14 protein-coding genes and 2 pseudogenes are annotated in these 17,956 nt (G+C 65.7%); 8 read left to right on the top strand and 8 right to left on the bottom strand.

The genetic code is table 11. From position 1 onward, the window contains the following. The 5 genes and pseudogenes from QTH90_RS31280 to QTH90_RS31260 all read left to right on the top strand — a co-directional run. Positions 1-289: pseudogene (locus tag QTH90_RS31280) on the top strand (TAXI family TRAP transporter solute-binding subunit); the annotation flags it as partial. Between the two features lie 56 nt (positions 290-345). Further along, positions 346-1,032: a DUF3348 domain-containing protein gene (locus QTH90_RS31275; RefSeq protein ID WP_286668487.1), complete on the top strand. Its 687-nt coding sequence runs from the start codon at positions 346-348 to the stop codon at positions 1,030-1,032. A 10-nt stretch (positions 1,033-1,042) separates the two neighbouring features. After that, a complete protein-coding gene (locus QTH90_RS31270) occupies positions 1,043-3,133 on the top strand; it encodes a DUF802 domain-containing protein (protein ID WP_286668486.1) in 2,091 nt (696 codons plus the stop codon). Beyond that, positions 3,133-3,780, top strand: a complete 648-nt coding sequence (locus tag QTH90_RS31265; protein WP_286668485.1) for an OmpA family protein — start codon at positions 3,133-3,135, stop codon at positions 3,778-3,780. The genes QTH90_RS31270 and QTH90_RS31265 overlap by 1 nt, the downstream gene beginning before the upstream one ends. After that, positions 3,773-4,396: a DUF2894 domain-containing protein gene (locus tag QTH90_RS31260; RefSeq protein ID WP_286668484.1), complete on the top strand. Its 624-nt coding sequence runs from the start codon at positions 3,773-3,775 to the stop codon at positions 4,394-4,396. The genes QTH90_RS31265 and QTH90_RS31260 overlap by 8 nt, the downstream gene beginning before the upstream one ends. 6 nt (positions 4,397-4,402) lie before the next feature. On the opposite strand, the gene QTH90_RS31255 is transcribed toward QTH90_RS31260, so the two are convergent. The 3 genes and pseudogenes from QTH90_RS31255 to QTH90_RS31245 form a co-directional block, all read right to left on the bottom strand. Beyond that, positions 4,403-6,136, bottom strand: coding sequence for a dipeptidase (locus tag QTH90_RS31255; protein WP_286668483.1), 1,734 nt, complete (start codon positions 6,134-6,136; stop codon positions 4,403-4,405). A 129-nt stretch (positions 6,137-6,265) separates the two neighbouring features. Continuing rightward, the gene (locus QTH90_RS31250; RefSeq protein WP_286668482.1) at positions 6,266-8,005 is read right to left on the bottom strand and encodes a TolC family protein; all 1,740 of its coding nucleotides are present in this window, start codon (positions 8,003-8,005) and stop codon (positions 6,266-6,268) included. A 2-nt stretch (positions 8,006-8,007) separates the two neighbouring features. After that, positions 8,008-8,598, bottom strand: a pseudogene (locus QTH90_RS31245) (HlyD family type I secretion periplasmic adaptor subunit); the annotation flags it as partial. A 407-nt stretch (positions 8,599-9,005) separates the two neighbouring features. Between QTH90_RS31245 and QTH90_RS31240 the strand changes: the two are divergent. Continuing rightward, the gene (locus QTH90_RS31240; protein WP_286668481.1) at positions 9,006-9,731 is read left to right on the top strand and encodes a hypothetical protein; all 726 of its coding nucleotides are present in this window, start codon (positions 9,006-9,008) and stop codon (positions 9,729-9,731) included. A 19-nt stretch (positions 9,732-9,750) separates the two neighbouring features. Here QTH90_RS31240 and QTH90_RS31235 read toward each other — a convergent pair whose 3' ends face one another. Beyond that, positions 9,751-11,166 (bottom strand): carotenoid oxygenase family protein, encoded by a 1,416-nt coding sequence (locus tag QTH90_RS31235; RefSeq protein WP_286668480.1) that lies wholly within the window; start codon positions 11,164-11,166, stop codon positions 9,751-9,753. A 124-nt stretch (positions 11,167-11,290) separates the two neighbouring features. Between QTH90_RS31235 and QTH90_RS31230 the strand changes: the two genes are divergently transcribed. Continuing rightward, positions 11,291-11,974, top strand: coding sequence for a TetR/AcrR family transcriptional regulator (locus QTH90_RS31230; protein WP_286668479.1), 684 nt, complete (start codon positions 11,291-11,293; stop codon positions 11,972-11,974). 55 nt (positions 11,975-12,029) lie between these two features. Here QTH90_RS31230 and mmsB read toward each other — a convergent pair whose 3' ends face one another. Genes mmsB through QTH90_RS31210 form a run of 4 tightly spaced genes read right to left on the bottom strand, consistent with a single transcriptional unit; the run spans position 12,030 to position 16,782 of the window. After that, positions 12,030-12,929, bottom strand: a complete 900-nt coding sequence (gene mmsB, locus QTH90_RS31225; protein ID WP_286668478.1) for a 3-hydroxyisobutyrate dehydrogenase — start codon at positions 12,927-12,929, stop codon at positions 12,030-12,032. Positions 12,930-12,962: 33 nt separating this feature from the next. Beyond that, positions 12,963-14,078, bottom strand: a complete 1,116-nt coding sequence (locus QTH90_RS31220; RefSeq protein ID WP_286668477.1) for an enoyl-CoA hydratase/isomerase family protein — start codon at positions 14,076-14,078, stop codon at positions 12,963-12,965. A gap of 15 nt (positions 14,079-14,093) precedes the next feature. Further along, positions 14,094-15,248: an acyl-CoA dehydrogenase family protein gene (locus QTH90_RS31215; RefSeq protein WP_286668476.1), complete on the bottom strand. Its 1,155-nt coding sequence runs from the start codon at positions 15,246-15,248 to the stop codon at positions 14,094-14,096. A gap of 10 nt (positions 15,249-15,258) precedes the next feature. Then, positions 15,259-16,782, bottom strand: a complete 1,524-nt coding sequence (locus QTH90_RS31210; RefSeq protein ID WP_286668475.1) for a CoA-acylating methylmalonate-semialdehyde dehydrogenase — start codon at positions 16,780-16,782, stop codon at positions 15,259-15,261. 103 nt (positions 16,783-16,885) lie between these two features. Between QTH90_RS31210 and QTH90_RS31205 the strand changes: the two genes are divergently transcribed. Next, entirely contained in the window at positions 16,886-17,779 is an 894-nt protein-coding gene (locus tag QTH90_RS31205; RefSeq protein ID WP_286668474.1) for a LysR family transcriptional regulator, read from the top strand. Positions 17,780-17,956 lie beyond the last annotated feature (177 nt).

Genomic DNA, 17,956 nt, shown 5'->3' with positions numbered 1-17,956 from the left:
CTATGACTACGGCCTGCAGTCGACCGTCGGCAACCTGACCCGCTTTGCCGAGTCGCTTTGCACCAACTTCGACAAGCTCCAGGCCAACGGGCATCCCAAGTGGAAGCAGGTTCGCCTGGAACTGCCTGCCCTGAGCCAGGGCTGGCGCTACTACGGTCCCATGGAAAAGCGCCTGCGTGCCTGCATTGCCGGCCAGACCAGCTTCGGCACGGCGACGCCGACCAAGGCGCAAGCACCGGCGCGCGCCTGCACGGAGCAGGAGTTGGTGCTCGGCATCTGCAAGCGGTAACAAATCGTTGCGCCTGGCGGGCAGTGTAGACTGCCGGGTTTCTCCAATTTGGCAGCATGGTGCAAGTGTCACGGCGCACAGGTTTCACCGGCTCGGCGCTCATTCGCTTGCTCGCTCAGCTGAGCGACACCGGCGTCCCCGAATCCAAACAAGCCTTCGCGGATCGATTGAGTCAGTGGGTCAGCTGGACCGACGCCATTTCCCTGGCTGGGGCGCTGGATGGCAATCCGGCGGCAGCGCCCGCCGGCTCACAAGTTCCCTTGAGCGCCGAAGAAAGCGAATGCGCCCGTGCGCGCGCCACGCTGGTGCACGCCATCGCCGCGCCGATGGACCTGGCCGCGGATTTTTCGCCGTACCGCCAGCGCTACCTCTCCCGGCAGCAGGCGATGGAGGCAAGCGTCGGTCCCCTGCGCGAGCGCCTGCGGGCCAGGCTGGCCGCGGGATCGCCGGCCATGGGCCGTCTGGCGGCGGTGGATGCCGTCATGGAGCAGGCGCTGGGTGTGCATGAGCACCGCTTGCTGTCGACCGTGCCGTCATTGCTCGAAAAGCATTTCAAGCGCCTGCGCAAGGCCGACGAGACAGCGCGGGGTGACGCAGAGGCGCCTGTCGAGCCCGGCGGCGCGACCCAGCCCGGCGCGTGGCTGGACGTGTTCCGCAAGGACATGCAAAGCGTGTTGCTCGCTGAATTGGATGTTCGATTTCAACCGGTCGAAGGGCTGCTCGAAGCCCTTCGCGTGAGTTAACCAGGCCTTCATGACCAGATTTCTTCATTTCACCGCATTCTTCGTCGGCCTGGCTGCCGTCTGCTGGGTCGGCATCGGGTACATCGGCACGAATCCGATCGCGCTGGCGATCACGGTGCTCATCGGCGCGTTCTACGTCATGGGAGCGCTGGAACTGCGGCGCTTCCACCAGGCCACGTCCGGCCTGACGCATGCCGTGGCGGATCTGGGCGCTCCTCCACCGAGCCTGGGTCCGTGGCTCGACCAGCTTCATCCTTCCTTGCGGAATGCCGTGCGGCTTCGCGTCGAAGGCGAGCGTGTCGGCCTGCCCGGTCCGTCCTTGACACCCTACCTCGCAGGGCTGCTGGTGCTGCTGGGGATGCTGGGCACCTTCCTCGGCATGGTCGTCACGCTGAACGGCACCGGGACTGCGCTCGAAAACGCATCGGATCTCCAAGGCATGCGCGCCTCCCTGGCGGCCCCCGTCAAGGGCTTGGGCGTGGCATTCGGCACCTCGCTCGCAGGCGTGGCCGCGTCCGCGATGCTGGGCCTCCTCTCCGCCCTGTGCCGGCGCGACAGGATCCAGGCCGCGCAGTCGCTGGACACGCGGATCGCGAGCACCTTGCGCGTCTTCTCGCAAGCCCATCAACGCGAGGAATCCTTCAAGCTGCTGCAGCGACAAGGCGAATTGATGCCTGAACTGGTCGATCGGCTGCAGGCCATGATGGCGACCATGGAACGGCAAAGCCAGGCGCTGAACGAACGCCTAGTCGCCAATCAGGACACTTTCCATGGCAAGGCCGAGGCTGCATATGCCAGCCTCGCCTCTTCTGTCGACCGTTCGCTGAAGGAGAGCCTGACCGAAAGCGCGCGCGCCGCGAGCGCGACGATCCAGCCGGTCGTCGAAGCCACGATGGCCAGCATCGCGCGCGAGGCCACCTCGCTGCACCACACCGTCGAGCACAGCGTGCAACGGCAACTGGATGGGCTCTCCAGCCGCTTCGAGGCCAGCACCGCCACGGTGGCAGACCTCTGGAAGACCGCGCTCGCCGAGCACCAGAGCACGAGCGAAACAGTGTCGAAGGACCTGCGTCGTTCGCTCGACCAGTTCACGCAGACCTTCGAGCAACGCTCCGCGGCACTCGTGGACGGCGTCTCTTCCCGCCTCGAAACCGCTGTCGGCAGCGTGTCGGACACCTGGAGCAATGCCCTGGCGCAGCAGGAGCGCGTCAGCGAGAACCTGTCGAAGGGCACGCAAGGCGCCTTGGCCGCGGCGGCTGCAACCTTCGAGCAGCATTCGGCCTCGCTCCTGCGCACGGTCGACCAGGCGCACACGAGCCTCCAGACGGAAATGGCATCGCGCGACGCGCAGCGTCTGGCCGCCTGGACCCAGTCGCTCGAAGCCATGGCTGCCTCGCTCCAGCATGAATGGCAGCAGGCGGGCGCGCGCAACGACAGCCAGCAGCAGGCGATCTGCAAAACCCTGGCCGAGACCGCGCGCGACATCTCCACGCAATCCGAAGCGCACGCGAAAAACACGATCGCCGAGATCGCCCAGCTCATGCAAGCCGCTTCGGAAGCGCCTCGGGCGGCAGCCGAAGTCATCGCCGAGCTGCGCCAGAAGCTGTCCGACAGCATGGCGCGCGATAACGCGATGCTGGAGGAACGCAGCCGCATTCTCGAAACGCTGGAGACCCTGCTCAGCGCCGTGAACCATGCCTCCACCGAACAGCGCACGGCCATCGATGCACTGGTCTCCGCGTCGGCGGATCTGATGGACCGTGTCGGCACGCGCTTCAACGACAAGGTCGAGGCGGAGACCGGGAAGATGGCAGAGGTCGCCGCGCAGATCACCGGCAGCGCCGTCGAAGTGGCGAGCCTGGGCGAGGCCTTCGGCTTCGGCGTGCAGCTGTTCAGCGATTCGAACGACAAGCTGGTGGCGCATCTGCAGCGCATCGAAGGCGCGCTCAGCAAGTCCATTGCACGCAGTGACGAGCAGCTGGACTACTACGTGGCGCAGGCCCGTGAAGTCATCGACCTGAGCATCATGTCGCAGAAGCAGATCGTCGAAGACCTGCAGCAACTCGCCAGCAACCGTGCCACGGCAGGCAGCGAAGCGTGATGACGGAGGAGCTCGACGCCGGCGTGGAGCCGACGGTGCCTGTATGGGCCGTGTTCGGCGACCTGATGTCAGGGCTGCTGGGGGCCTTCGTCCTGATCCTGGTGTGCGTGGTCGGCATGCAGCTGGACCTCTCTACCAAACTGGAGGCCGAGGTCAAGCAGCGACAAGAAGCTGCGAAGCGCCTGCAAACACTTGAAAAGGCCCTGGCCGGGCCTTTGGCGGCAGGCCGCGTGACATTGAACAACGGGCGCATCGGCATCAGCGGCAGCGTGCTGTTCGCAGTCAACTCCGCCGAGCTTCAGCCTGAAGGCCGGCAACTGCTGAGAAGCCTGACCGGACCGCTGGGTGCCTACCTGCAGGCCCGCGACGACATCCTGATGGTGAGCGGCTTCACCGACGACCGGCAGGTGCGCGGAGGCAACCGACAGTTCGCAGACAACTGGGAGCTCTCCGCCCAGCGCGCCTTGACAGTCACCCGCGCGCTGATTGAGGAAGGCATCCCCTCCTCCTCGGTCTTTGCCGCGGCATTCGGTTCGGAGCAGGCCGTCGCGTCGAATGGCGATGCCGAAGGACGCTCGAAGAACCGGCGAGTCGAAATGGCGCCCACGCCGAGGCCTTCCAACGCCGACGTGAAGTCCCGTGAGTAGCGAACAGGCAAGCGACACCGTCACGATGATCGACGCACGGCGCCGCCGTGGCGATCATCGCTTCGACCCTGTCCGCTTTCACTTCATCGAGGCGTTGGCCAGACGTTCGGCCGCCCACGGCGGTGACGCGCGGCGCATCCTCGACGACAAGGTGACCAGGCTGCTTGCGGCGTATGCCGAGGACCTTGAAAAGGCCCCGAGCGCCAGCGGCAGCACCGCCAAGCCGAACGAGAAGCTGCCGCGCCCGCGTGGAGCGCTCGGAGCACTCGTCGATGACATCGGCCAACATGCGTCGCCCCTGGGCGACGCCTCGGCGGGCAGGGATGAACTGAAGACGCTGTCGCAATTCAGAAGCACATGGTCGCGGCTCAGCGCCGATCGTCGGCTGACGCAATCCGAAGCGACGGTGCCCCAGAATGCCGGCCCTCTCAACTCGCACCATCTCGTGCACCGGTCACTTCGGCTGATGCGAGACTTGTCGCCGGAATACCTCAACCGGTTCATGTCCTATGTCGATGCGTTGCTGGGGCTCGACCAGTTGCACAGCGCCAGTGGCCCGGGCGGCGTGGACTCGTCGCGTGCCGAGAAGAAAGCCGCCCGCGGGAAGTCAGGCTGACGATGGCTATTGCATCGTTTTCAGATTGCCGATGCGCACCAGCATCTCGGTGAACATCTGCATGTCCGCGTCGAGGTCGACGATCTCCTTGAACTCCTTGGCGTTATGCGCCGTGTATTTCTTGCCGGGCATGGCCGGGCCGAAGTTGATCGCGTTGGGCATGAGCTTGGCGGTGGTGCTGCCAGCGGTCGGCACGGGCTTGGCTTCGAGGCCGGTGGTGTCGCCGAAGATGTTGAGCAGCGTCGCAAGCCATGCGCCCTTGGGGTCGCGCGCCATCCAGTCGCCCTGCTGGTAGTCGATCTCGACCTTGGCCTGGTTCGCAGCGGCCCAGGCATTGATCTTCTCGTTGATGGCCTGCGTCAGCTTCTCCGGCGTGTTGCCGCGGGGCATGCGCACATTGGCGGTGACTTCGAGCTTGCCGTCCTTCTCGCGAATGAGGTTGGGCGACATCGTCAGCGGGCCCATGAACTCGTCGCCGTAGCCTACGCCCATCCTTTCGCCGAGGTAGCCGGTGCCGTAGAGATCGTTCAGGTACTTGATGGCCTTCGTGTACTGGTTGCCGCCCGTCACCAAGGCAGACTCCTGCAGGAAGAGCGCGAGGCGCGGCAAGGGATTGACGCCCTCCTCCGGTCGCGAGCCGTGCGCGGACACGCCGGTGACCTTTACCTCCACGCTGTCGGCCTGCCTGACGATGTCGATGCCGAACTTGCCGCCCTGGCCTTCGTACTTCTGAACGAAAGGCATCTTCGCGAACTCCAGCCGCGCGGCAACCTGGGTCAGGTCTCCGCCCTTCAGCGTGGCCGTGGCCGTCTGCGGGACCGCGTTGGCCGCGGCCGAGCCGGTCATTGCGGTGATGAAGGTGCGGGCGGTGTTGCTGCCATCCGTATCGTCGACCGGGAAGAAGACTTTCAACGCACCCGAGCCTTTTTCCGCGACGACTGCCGGGTACTTGCTGTCGAGCACGATGTTGTAGTCGGGCAGCGGCGTCTTCGCGCGGTAGTACTTCATCCCGTCGCCACCCGTTTCCTCGGTGGTCTCGATCATCAGGCGGATGGTGCGGTCGAGCGGCAGCCCGCTCTCCCTCACGGTCTTCATCGCGTACAGCACGGCGGCGATGGAGCCCTTGTCGTCGATGGTGCCGCGGCCGTAGAGGAAGTCGCCCACGCGGGTCGCCTTGAACGGGTCGAGCCGAGTGCCGTCGTCGAGCACCCATTCGTCCGCGACGACGGGCACGACGTCGGCGTGGGTCAGGATGCCGAACTCTTCCTGGCCACGGCCTGGCAGCTTGACTTCGAAGATCCGGTTGTCGACGTTGCGGTACTGCAGGCCGAAGTCCTTGGCCATCTTCTCGACGAGCTGGCCGAACTCGATGATGGCCTTGCTCTCGTGCGGCGGAACCTTGTCCTCGCGCACGGTCGGTATCGCCACCATCGTCTCGATGGAAGCAATCACCGCCTTGTGGTTGTGCAAGCGGTTGTAGAGGCCGAGCAGCCGGCCGATGTTGGTGAGGTCGTCGCCGGCGAGCGGCGCCTTTTTCAGGTACGCGGCGATGCTCGCCCTGAGCTTCGGATCTTCCTTTGCGGCTTGCGCGAGGAATGCCCGAAAACTTGACGAAGGCGCGGCCTGCTGGGCGGCGGCGAGCTTGTCGAGTTCGGGCTTCTTGAGCGTGTCGGCGAACGCTGGCTGGGCCAGTGCAAAGGCGAGAGCCGCCGACAGGACGGACAGGGGCGATCGATTCATGACGGGATCCGGATTCAGTGAATGTGCGTAGCGTGTGAGTCTACGCAGCCCGTCGGCCTGGCCCTCCGCTTTCCCATGACACCGAAAGAAGTTGCAGCCCGAAGGCTGCGGGGCAAAGGGAGGAAGCAGCTATCTGAGCGCCGCGCTGTCAATCCCGCCAAACACCCAAGGCAGCAATACAGCCGCATCGGCCCTGATGCGCAGGTCCGCAGCCTCGGCGTCATAGCGGCTGTTGCCCTGGGCAATGTGGTTGTTGTAGAGCTCGGCCTCCGCGATCAGCACGTCGAGCAAGGTGCGCCGTCCGAGGTGATACCACTGTTCGAAAAAGATCTTCCGCACCCGGTCCGAGTCCTCGATCAGCGGTGTGTACTCCTCGGCGCGGCTGAGCGCCGCATCGCGCTGCTGGGCTGCCGTGCGCAGCCGGTATTCCAGGTCGCGCGTGGCCGCCATTGCCTTGTCTTCACCTGCCTGGGCTCGTCCGAAGGCTGCCCGTTCGGCGGCCTGGGCCGAACCGCCCTGGAAGGCGTTCCATTGCACTGACAACCCGGTCGCCCATGGCTGGGCGTTGCCGTAGGCATCCTGCTGCGTGGTCTTCGAGACCACCCAGTTGAGTTGCGGAAGGCGCGATGCGCGCACCGACTGCGCATACAGGTCGGCCGCCTTCGCCTCCGCCCTCGCCTGCCGCAGTGCGGGATGGTCGGGCGCCGCCGCCAGCGCTTCCTGGACATCGATGACTTGCGTGTTCCATTGCAGTTGCGGCGGCAGCTTGACCTCTTCGCCGACCAGCTTGGTGAGGCTGATCTGAACCTCGCGCAGCCTGGCTTCGACCAGGTCACGACTCGCCAGCGCCTGCAGACGGCGCCCGCGGGCCTGGACCAGTTCGCTGTCGCGCCCGCGGTCGACCTTGACGATCTCCGCCAGCATATCGACCAGTTCGGTCATGCGCGCCACGTAGGCATCGCTCAACGCCAGCGACTGCTGGTTGCGCCGCAACTCGATCAGTCCATTGACCGTGTCGAATGCCACCTGCTGGCGCACCTGCAGCATCTGCTCGCGCGCCGCATTCGAGGTCTCGGTTCGGCTTTCGACGGTGCGGCTGATGCGGCCCCAGTCGTACACCGGCGTCGTGATCTGCACATTGCCGATGGCGTCGCGGGCTGAATCGTTGGTGCCGGGGCCAAAGGTGGCCGAAGGCGTTGCAGCGCCGACTTGCAACTGCGGCCAGCGCTGGCCCTTGATCTCGTCGATATCGAACTGCGAGGCCTGCCACTTGGACGTAGCCTCGCGCACGTCCGGGCTCAGCGCCAGCGCCTTCGACACCGTGTGCTCGAGGAATTCACGGAAACTGCCGTCGGCCATGGCGGCGCTGGGAGGCATCTTCGACGCGATGCCCTTGGGCTTCGCATCGCCCGGGGTGGACCCTGCCCCCACAGATGGAACGATGTCTGTCCACAGCTTTTCGCGGGATGGCAAAGCCACCTCTGCCTTCGCCGGGGACAGCGGTGGGACGGGCTTGGGCGCTTCAGGCGCCGGCACCGGCGCCGGTGCGGCCTTGGGTGCTGGTGCGGGGAGTGGCGTTGGCGCCGGGACTGGCGTCGTTGCCGGAACAGGTGCCTTTGTCACTGGCTTCGCAGACACCGCACCCTTTTGCACGGTCTTGGGCGTCGCCGGGTTCGCGGCGGCAGCAGAACCTTCGTCGGCGAAGCGGCCCCATTCGAGCACCCGGGGTGCCTCCGGCGACGACGCCTGTGCCATTGCCTCCGCGCTCAGCGACAGCGGCAGCAGCACCAGGGCGCGCGCAAGCCGATGCCGCGCGACCGGGGACACGATGGTGCGCGTCCCCGAAAAGTCGGATTTCTTCTTCGCCACGCTCAACGCTCCCGGAAGGCTTCGCGCGCCTTCAACACCGGCTTGAGCAGGTAGCTCAGGATCGTCTTCTCGCCCGTGCGGATCTCCGCCGTGGCGATCATTCCCGGGATGATCGGATATTCCTTGCCCCCCGCCGACAACGCCGCCTTGTCGGTGCGCACCAGCAGGCGGTAATAGGCCGCGTCACCCTTGCCTGCGCGGGCCTTCTCGTCGTCCTTCAGCGTGTCCGGGCTCAGGTGCTCCACGGTGCCTTGCAGGCCGCCGTAGATCGCATAGTCGTAGGCCGTGATCTTCACCGTGGCCGGCAGTCCGGGCCGCACGAAGGCCACGTCCGACGGCTTGATCTTCGCCTCGACCAGCAGCTGGTCCTCCAGCGGCACGATCTCCATGATGTCGGCGCCCTGCTGGATCACCCCGCCGATGGTGGTCACGCGGATGTTCTTCACCGTACCGCGCACCGGCGCCCGAACCGTGGTGCGATTCATGACGTCCTCGCGTGCACCGGTGTTCTCCTTTGCTTGCGCGAGTTCGCTTTCGAGCCGGGTCAGCTCCGAGTTGGCGTCGGCCCTGAACTTGTTGCGGCGCTCGGCGACCTCAGCATGCATACCCAATATGGGCGTCGGCCACTTTATGGACCGGGACATAAGCAAAAAATAAGAAAAGTCCGAGGAACCCAGAACGGGAAAAAACTGGAAAACTTAGAGAAAAGTCTCTGGAACTTGCGATGGCGACCCCGTAGGACTGGCTCGTAGTCACAAAAGCAGTTCGCGGCTAGCGACCATCGTCGGCAGTGCAGATTTATCGGGTCGCGGAGGGCCCGATCTTGCCTCCGAGCGCGTTCAGCCAGCGCCGAGTCAGAAGGACCCTGCCCGAGATCCGGTCGCAAAAGTACAAGCCGTGCGCAACCAAGGGCCAAAAGTAGGCGGCCGCTGGCAGACATAGAACCGCCGGAATGCGCATATTCGAAAGATCGCGTTTTCACGCCTCTGGAGAGCAACGAATGCCGGTGATTTGCGCTGTCTGCAATACCGAAAACCGCGACGCCGCGATGTTTTGCCATGGCTGCGCGCGCAAGCTGCCCGCCTTTGCCGCTACCGGACCCTCGCTGCTGGAGTCGATGAAGTCCAAGCGGTCGGGCGGAACGTCTTTCACCGCCGGTACCTCGGACGGGCCCGGTCGCGCGGTGGTATCTGCCGAGATGCGGCGGTTCTGGATTCGTATCGGTCTGCTGCTGCTCGCTATTGCGCTCGCCTTCTTCGGCTGGTTTGTCTACGTGACGCGCAAGGTTCCCTCGCGTCCACCGGAAACCGCAAAGATCGTCTCCGCGCCGCCGGCCCCGTCCAGGCCGCCGGCACCGGCCGTTGCGGTCCCACCCAAGGCGCAGGAACCACCCAAGCCTGTGGACCCGGTGCCACTCGGCAACTCACTGGCTGCAGGAGAAGTTGAAGTTGCACCGGGTCCGGCCGCGACGCCTGCGCAACCTGCGGTCGTCTCCGCACCGCCACCTTCGCCCGAACGCAGGCAACCGCCGCGCGCCGCCCCGCCGCCCCGCGCGATGGCGCTCGACCCGAGGAGCGGATGCGAAACGCTCAATTTCATCTTTGCTGCCCGTTGCGAAGCCGCTCATTGCGACAAGCCGGAATACACCCGGCACCCTCGCTGCGACCTCGTGCGCGAGGAGCGCCGGCGAGACGAAGCCCGGCGCAATCCGACACTGGGCTTCTGAACGAGCGCCTCCGCCCGCGTCAGCGACGGGCAGGCAGCCAGCTCCCATGAAAGCCGGATGGCACGCGGTGTGACAGCTGAACAGTGGCGATCGGACCGTCGGCCAGGGCCAGTGCATTGAACACCGCCAGGTCGCTCCGGCATTCGGCCGCGCGGTAGACCGTCGCCAGCAGCCAGCCCTCGCCCTCCTGCGCATTCGGCGCACGCGGAACGAACACCGGCTCGGACACGCGATCGCCCGGCGGCAGGTAGTGGAGCGTGCGCTGACGCGTCACGGCGTCGTAGTGCGCCAGGCCTTCGTTGCCCGCGCCGTAGCGGGCTTCACGCTGACAGGCGTACCAGCCATGGCGATAAGGCAATCCGGCTCGGCGCTCGTCGATGCGAGGGAACTCGCCGGAGAGGTCGTCCAACGGCTGCTGCTCGAATCGGTCGCTGGACGCCGTGAGATCGAAAGTCCAACGACACAGGCGCGCCACGCTGCGCTGCGGATCGGTCGGCCGGCCATCGGGATACGGGAACAGCGGCGGCTCGTCGTAGCGCATCACGTCGGCCACGATGCGTTGACCGCCCCTTGCGTCCTGCTCCTCCCACGCGTTCATCACGTGGAAGACATAGCCCGCCTCACCTTCGAACCAGCGGATGTCCTCGACGCGGCCGTCGCGCGGCATCACGCCGACACGAGCGCCGAGCTCTGGCTCCCAAGCGAAGGGCGGCAGGCCCCGCTGCGCGCGGGCCATGCTGGCCGACAACGGCAATACGGGGAACAACACGTGCCTCTCGGTCACGGCGAAGTCGTGCACCATGCTCGCATAGGGCGCCTCGAAGCGATCGAATCGCGTCACACGACCCGCCGTATCGATGGCGCCGTAGGTCATGCCGCTGGACAACGGCCCGGTGGCGCCGTATCCGAAAAACAGCATCTCGCCGGTGACCGGGTCGGTCTTGGGATGGGCAGTGAAGGGGCCGCTCAAACCGCCGCCGAAGTCGAAGGGGCCGCGCGTCGCGAGCGTGACAGGGTCGATCTCGATCGGCAGGTGCGCTTCTTCCAATGCGAGCAGCCGGCCGGCGTGCCATGCGACATGGGTGTTGGCAACGCCCTCGTCCGCCACTTCCGCGGCAGCGGCATCGCCTTCCTTGGGACGACCGAAGCCGTCGAACAGACGGCGACCGGCCTCGCGCTCGGCCTTCCAGTGGGCGGTACGGACCCAGCGATTGAGATAGCTCGCACGGCCATTCGCCAGTTCGAACGCATGCAGCATGCCGTCGCCGCCGAACAGGTGCGCATCGGCGCTCGGGAATTGGGGATTCGGGCCGTTGCGGTACAGCGTGCCTTCCAGGCCTGCAGGCAGTTCGCCCACGACCGGCAAGAAGGCTGCTTCGGCTTCGAAGGTGATCGGGGCGCCGTTCACGCGCCGGGGAGGCGTTTCCTGGGTCATGGCAGGTTCCTTGAAGTTTATATTGACGCTGTCAACACCGAGATTTGAAAACGATGAAGATGAGAAGTCAAGTAAAATTGACGCCGTCAACATCAATGCGCACCGCCGCCCTTTTCCGCTCGCCATGCCCACTCCGCCGTCCAAGCAGACCACGCGCGAACCCGCCCCTGCACCTCGCACGCGGCGCAAGGCCTCCGCGACGCCCTATCACCACGGCGCGCTGCATGCCACCCTGCTCGCAGCGGCACAGGACCTCCTGGAGAGCCAGGGCCTGGAAGGCCTGACGCTGCGCGCCGCCGCGCGTGCGGCTGGCGTCTCGCACGCGGCGCCCAAGAACCACTTCGGGGACCTGACCGGCCTGTTGAGCGAGTTGGCGGCGGTAGGCTTTCGCCAGTTCGCCGATGCGCTTCGGCTAGCGGCCGCTGGCCACGCCGGCTCCTCGTCCGAGCGATTCGATGCCATCGGCCATGCCTACGTCGCCTACGCGCGCGAGCATCCCGCGATGTTCCTGCTGATGTTTCGCGGCGAGCGGCTCGACATGGAACGGCCTGCCTTGCGAGAGGCGACCGAACTGGCCCGACAGGCGCTGGCAGGTGCGGCCGCGCAACGTCTGGGTCTGGAACAGGAAGCGGGCGCACCGGTCACTCCCGACCAAAGCGCGACGATGGTCGCGGCGTGGTCGCTGGTGCATGGCTTCGCCATGTTGTTGATCGACGGCCGACTGAACCCGGTGCTGTCCCGCCGGCCCGAAGGCACCGATTGGCAGACCTTGCTCTCGGCAGTATTCAACTCCCGACGCGCGAGGTGACGCCTCGCGCAGGTGCCTTGGAGCAGGGAGAGCTTGGCGTCTCCCGGCGCGCGCCTCAGGCGGACTTTGACTGCACAAGCTTGATGACGCTCGAGAAATCGAGCGCGCCGTGTCCAGCCAGGCTGTGCGCGGCATACAGGTTGCGCGCCAGTCCGCCCAGCGGCGTGGCGGCGCGCACCGCGGCGGCGTTCTCCTGTGCCAGCCCGAGGTCCTTGAGCATCAGGTCGGTGCCGAAGCCGCCGGCATAGCCCTTGGAGGCCGGTGCGGTCTCCATCACCCCGGGCAACGGGTTGTACTTTTCGAGCGCCCAGTTGCCACCGGAGCTCCGCCGCATGATTTCTGACAGCACTTTCGGGTCGAGCCCATTGGCAACGCCCAACGCGATGGCCTCCGACGTACCGATCATCAGGATGCCGAGCAGCATGTTGTTGCAGATCTTCGCGGTCTGCCCCGCGCCCGCACCGCCGGCGTGGAAGATGTTGGCCCCCATCTTCTCGAGCACGGGCCGCGCGCGCTCAAGGTCGCTTTCCGAGCCGCCAACCATGAAGGTCAGCGTGCCGGCGATGGCGCCACCCGTACCACCCGACACCGGCGCATCGATCACGGCCACGCCGCGCTTCGCGCCAGCCTCCGCCACCTTGCGCGAAGTCGCGGCGGCGATGGTGCTGCTGTCGATCACCAGCGTGCCCGCGGAAATCTGTTCAAGCAGACCTGGCCTGCCGTCGCTGCCGAGATAGAGCGCCTCGACGTGCTGGCTCGCAGGCAGCATGCTGATCACCACCTCCGCGCGAGCGAGGGTGTCAGCCGCGGACTTGGCGATGGCGACGCCATCCGCGCCGAGCTTCTTGCACGCGTCCGTCGACAGGTCGAAGGCACTGACCGCATGTCCGGCCTTGTACAGGTTCAATGCCATCGGGCCGCCCATGTTGCCCAGGCCGATGAATGCGATCTTCATGTGATGTGTCTCCGTTGGTTCTGTGGGGTCGGCTCAGACGAGCGCAGCGAGCGGATGCGGGCCTTCGGCGCGAACGCGCAGGTGGTCTTCGATGAACTCGGCCGTGATCTCTTCGAGCGTTGCCGGGTTCCATCGCGGATTGCGATCCTTGTCGATCAGCACCGCACGGATGCCCTCCGCGAAGTCCTTGTGGGCGCAGAAGCCGAGCGAGGCCCAGTACTCCAGCCGGAACACTTCGGCCAACGACATGCGCGGCACGCGCTGCCACAGTTCGAAGGACAAGGCCGCCGAACTCGGCGCGCCCTTGGCGAAAGTCCTGGCTGCCGCCTGCAACCAGGGATCATCGGACCTCAGCTCGCGCAGGCGCTTCGCGATATCCAGCAGATCGTCGCCCGCCATGAGTTCGTTGATAGTGTCGAAATGCTCGCGCACCTTGGACGGCTGCTTCTCCGCGCCTTCGCCAGCCTGCGCGAGAAGGCGCGACAGCGAGGCGCGATCAGCCTTGGCTTCGCCCTTCCAGGCATGGGAGGAAATGGCCTCCAGCAACTGTGCCTTGCGCTCTTGCGACACCACGATGTCGGCCAGGCCGCAGAAGATCGCATCGGCTGCGTTGAGCGGCGCCGCCGTGAGCGCGAGGAACAGCCCGACCCGACCCGGCGTGCGACGCAGGAACCAGCTGCCTCCCACATCGGGATAGAGGCCGATGCTGATCTCGGGCATCGCGACACGGCTCTGCAGGGTGACGACGCGATGCGACGCGCCCGCCATGAGCCCGACGCCTCCCCCCATCACGATGCCGTGGCCCCAGCACAGGAAAGGCTTCGGAAAAGTGTGGATGAGATGGTCGAGGTCGTATTCCTCGCTGAAGAAGCTCTCGGCGTAGGTGTTGCGTGCGGGTCCGCATTCGAGCAGCGTCTGGTAGAGCTGCCGCAGATCACCGCCGGCGCAGAAGGCTTTCTCGCCGCTCGCGTCCAGCAGCACACCGACGATGCCGTCGTCCTGCGCCCATTCGCGCAGTTGGGGAATAAGCAGACGCACCATGTCCACCGACAGCGCATTGAGCGAAGCGGGTGCGTTGAGGGTGGCGACGCCGAAGCGCTTGCCGTTGGATGCCTTGATTTCTTTGAAGAGGACGACGGATTCAGTCATTTTTTCTCGGGAGATTCATCGAATGTCGCTGTCGCCTTCAAGAAGCTTTCGGGCGACGATGACGCGCATGATTTCGTTGGTGCCTTCGAGTATCTGGTGTACACGCGCATCGCGCACCAGCCGCTCCAGCGGGAATTCGCTCAGGTAGCCGTAGCCACCGTGCAGCTGCAGTGCTTCATTGCACACGTTGAAGCCCACATCGGTGGCAAAGCGCTTCGCCATCGCGCAATAGGTGCTGGCATCGGCATGGCCTGCATCGAGCTTGCTCGCGGCGAGCCGGACCATCTGACGCGCTGCCACCAGTTCGGTCGCCATGTCGGCAAGCTTGAACTGCAGCGCCTGGAAGCTCGCGAGCGGCTTGCCGAATTGCTGGCGCTCATGCAGGTAGCGACGCGCCGCGTCGAGCGCACCCTGCGCCGCGCCCACCGAACACGTCGCGATGTTGATGCGCCCGCCGTCGAGGCCCTTCATCGCGATGCGGAAGCCCTCGCCCTCGTTGCCGAGCAGGTTTTCGGCCGGCACGCGAACGTTGTCGAAATTGATGGTGCGCGTGGGCTGGCTGTTCCAGCCCATCTTGTGTTCCTTCTTGCCGTAGCTGATGCCCGGCGCGTCAGCCGGCACGGCGAAGGCGGAGATGCCGTTGGCACCGCCGCCACCGGTACGCGCCATGAGCACCAGCACGTCGGTCGAGCCGGCGCCGGAGATGAAGGCCTTGCCACCGTTGATGACGTATTCGTTGCCTTGCAGCTCGGCGCGCGTCTTGAGCGAGCCGGCATCCGATCCGGCGCCCGGCTCGGTGAGGCAGTAGGAGGCCAACTTGCGACCGCTGGCCAGATCTGCGCCCCATTGCTCGCGCACCGCGGTGCCCCCCCAGGTGCCGAGCATCCACGTCGCCATGTTGTGGATCGTGATGAAGGCCGTCGTCGAAGGGTCGACCGAAGCCATTTCCTCGAAGACGAGGGTCGCATCGAGACGCGGCAGGGCCAGGCCGTCGATGCTTTCGGGCGCATAGAGCCCGCAGAAACCGAGCTCGCCGGCCTTGGTGATTGCCTCCTTCGGGAAGATCGCTTCCGCGTCCCACTGGGCGGCATGCGGCGCGAATTCCGCCTGTGCGAATTCGCGCGCCGTGTGTGCAAAGGCCCGCTGCTCCTCGGAGAGTTCGAAGTCCATGCGCCCGAGATTACTTCAGGCTGATGGTGGTGTTGACGCCGTGCGCGACCGTGCTGTCGTCGAACCAGCGCTCCGTCACCGTCTTGGTCTGCGTGTAGAACATGATCACCTGCTTGCCGTACGGCCCGAGGTCGCCGAGTTTCGAAGCGCGCGAACCCGTGAAGGAGAACATCGGCACCGGCACGGGGATCGGCACGTTGATGCCGACCTGACCCACGTCGATGTCCTCCTGGAAGCGCCGCGCCGCGGCACCCGACTGCGTGAAGATCGCCGTACCGTTGCCGTTCGGATTGGCATTGATGAGTTCGATCGCTTCGTCGATGTCCGCGGCATTGGCCAGGCACAACACCGGGCCGAAGATCTCCTGGTCGTAGATGCTCATGCCGGGCTTGACGTCTGCGAACACCGTCGGACCGACGAAGTTGCCCTTCTCGTAGCCGGGAACTGTGGGTTTGCGGCCGTCGAGCGCCAGGGTCGCGCCATCCGCCACGCCACGCTCGATCAGACCGTTCACGCGCTCGTAGGCTGCGCAGGACACCAGCGGACCGACGTCCACACCCTTTTCGGTGCCGGCGCCGACCTTCAGCGTCTTGGCCTTCGCGACGAGATCCGGCACCCACTTCTGCGCATCCCCGACCAACACCGCGACCGACACGGCCATGCAGCGCTGGCCTGCCGCTCCGAAGCTCGCGCCGGCCAGCGCGTTGAGCGTCTGCTCCTTGTTGGCGTCCGGCATGACGATGGCGTGGTTCTTCGCGCCCATCATGCATTGCACGCGCTTGCCGGCGAGCGTGGCGCGGTTGTACACGTGCGTGCCGACCTTGGTCGAGCCGACAAAGGAGATCGCCTTGATGTCCTTGTGATCGCAGATCGCATTGACCACCGCCTCGCCGCCATGCACGACGTTGAGCACACCGGCCGGGATGCCGGCTTCGAGCGCGAGTTCGCACAGGCGCATCGTGACCATCGGGTCCTGCTCGGAGGGCTTGAGCACGAAGGTGTTGCCGGTGACGATCGCCATCGGGAACATCCACAGCGGAATCATTGCGGGGAAGTTGAAGGGCGTGATGCCGGCGCACACGCCGAGCGGCTGCAGCAGCGTGTAGGTGTCAACGCCATTGGCCACGTTGTTGGCCAGCTCGCCGAGCTGCAGGTTGCCGATGGCCGCTGCATGCTCAACGACCTCGAGACCGCGGAACACATCGCCCTCGGCATCTGGCAATGTCTTGCCCTGTTCGGCCGTGAGGATCGCGGCCAGCTCGGCCATGTTCTCGCGGATGAGCTGCTGGTACTTCAGGAAGATGCGGGCGCGGGCGCCGATGGGGGTCTTGCGCCAGGTCTTGAAGGCTTCCTTGGCCGAATCCACGGCCGCATTGACTTCCGCTTGCGTGGCGAAAGGCACCTTGGCGAGGACTTCCTGGGTGGCCGGATTGACGATGTCGCGCCACTCGGTGGTCTTCGATTCGACGAATTTGCCGTCGATGAGCAGCTTGACGGTGGCGATCTTGGTCGCGGGCGTGGTGGTGGCGTCCATGTACTTTGTCTCCAGATAGGGGGTGCAGGAGGGGGATGCTAGCTTTGCACTTTTGCCGTGGCAATAGACAAATACGCACCTGCGATCTGCATAATTGCACACCATGGATTGGGACAACCTGCGCTTCTTCCTGGAGCTCGCCCGGTCGGGCACGCTGGTCGGCGCAGCCCGTCGGCTCGCGGTCGATCACACGACGGTGGCGCGCCGCATCCAGGCGCTCGAAAAGCAGGTGGGCACCGCCCTCTTCTCCCGCGAGGCCGACGGGCACCGTCTGACGGAAGCGGGGCGTCGGCTTCAGCCCCAGGTGGAAGCCATGGAGAGCGCCTTCCTCACGGTTGAAAGCGCGACGCCGGCCTCGGACGAGGGGCTGTCGGGACTGGTGCGCATTGGTGCGACGGAGGGCTTCGGGACGATCGTGCTGGCGCCGCAGCTGGCGCTGTTCGCACAGGAGCATCCCAAGCTGGTGATCGACCTGTTGGCGATGCCGCGGCTCGTGCATCTGTCGCGTCGGGAAGCAGACATCGTGATCTCGCTCGAACGCCCGGCGCGCGGGCCGGTGGTCGTGACGAAGCTCACGGACTATGTGCTGCGCCTGTACGCGTCGAAGCCCTATCTCGCCAGGCACGGTGAAATCCGCACGCGGGAAGACCTGCGCGGCCACACCTTCATCAGCTACGTGGACGACCTGCTTTTCAGCAAGGAACTGCAATATCTGGACGAGCTCTACAGGCCGGATTCATTTGCGCTGCGCAGCACCAGCATCCTCGCGCAGCATCAGGCTACGGTGGCCGGCGCAGGCATCGCGGTGTTGCCGGCCTTCATTGCAGAACGCGATAAGTCATTGCGCCGAGTGCTGCCGGATGAAGCCAATTTCACGCGCACGTTCTGGATGTCGGTGCCGGCCGAGACTCGGCACCTTGCGCGGGTGAAGGCGATATGGGATTTCTTGCGGGAGACTGTCGAGGCTCAGCGGTCGCTTTTGCTGCCTGAGGGGTGAGGTCTCGATTCCTTGTCCTTGGGGCGGGCGCCCGGTAGGCGGTGCGGGCCGGTCGACCCCGCTACGCCGGCCCTTCGGGCTGCCCTGCAGTGCTCGCTTCAGGCGGGGTCCGCGCAAACTCGCTGCGCTCAAACACGCGCGGCCCTGATCCGCCTGAAGCTGCGCGCTTCGGCGGCG

The sequence above is a fragment of the Variovorax flavidus genome (assembly GCF_030317145.1).
GTDB classification, from domain to species: domain Bacteria; phylum Pseudomonadota; class Gammaproteobacteria; order Burkholderiales; family Burkholderiaceae_C; genus Variovorax; species Variovorax flavidus.
Note: the sequence above shows the minus strand (reverse complement) of the source record. Positions and strands in the feature narration are given on the sequence as shown.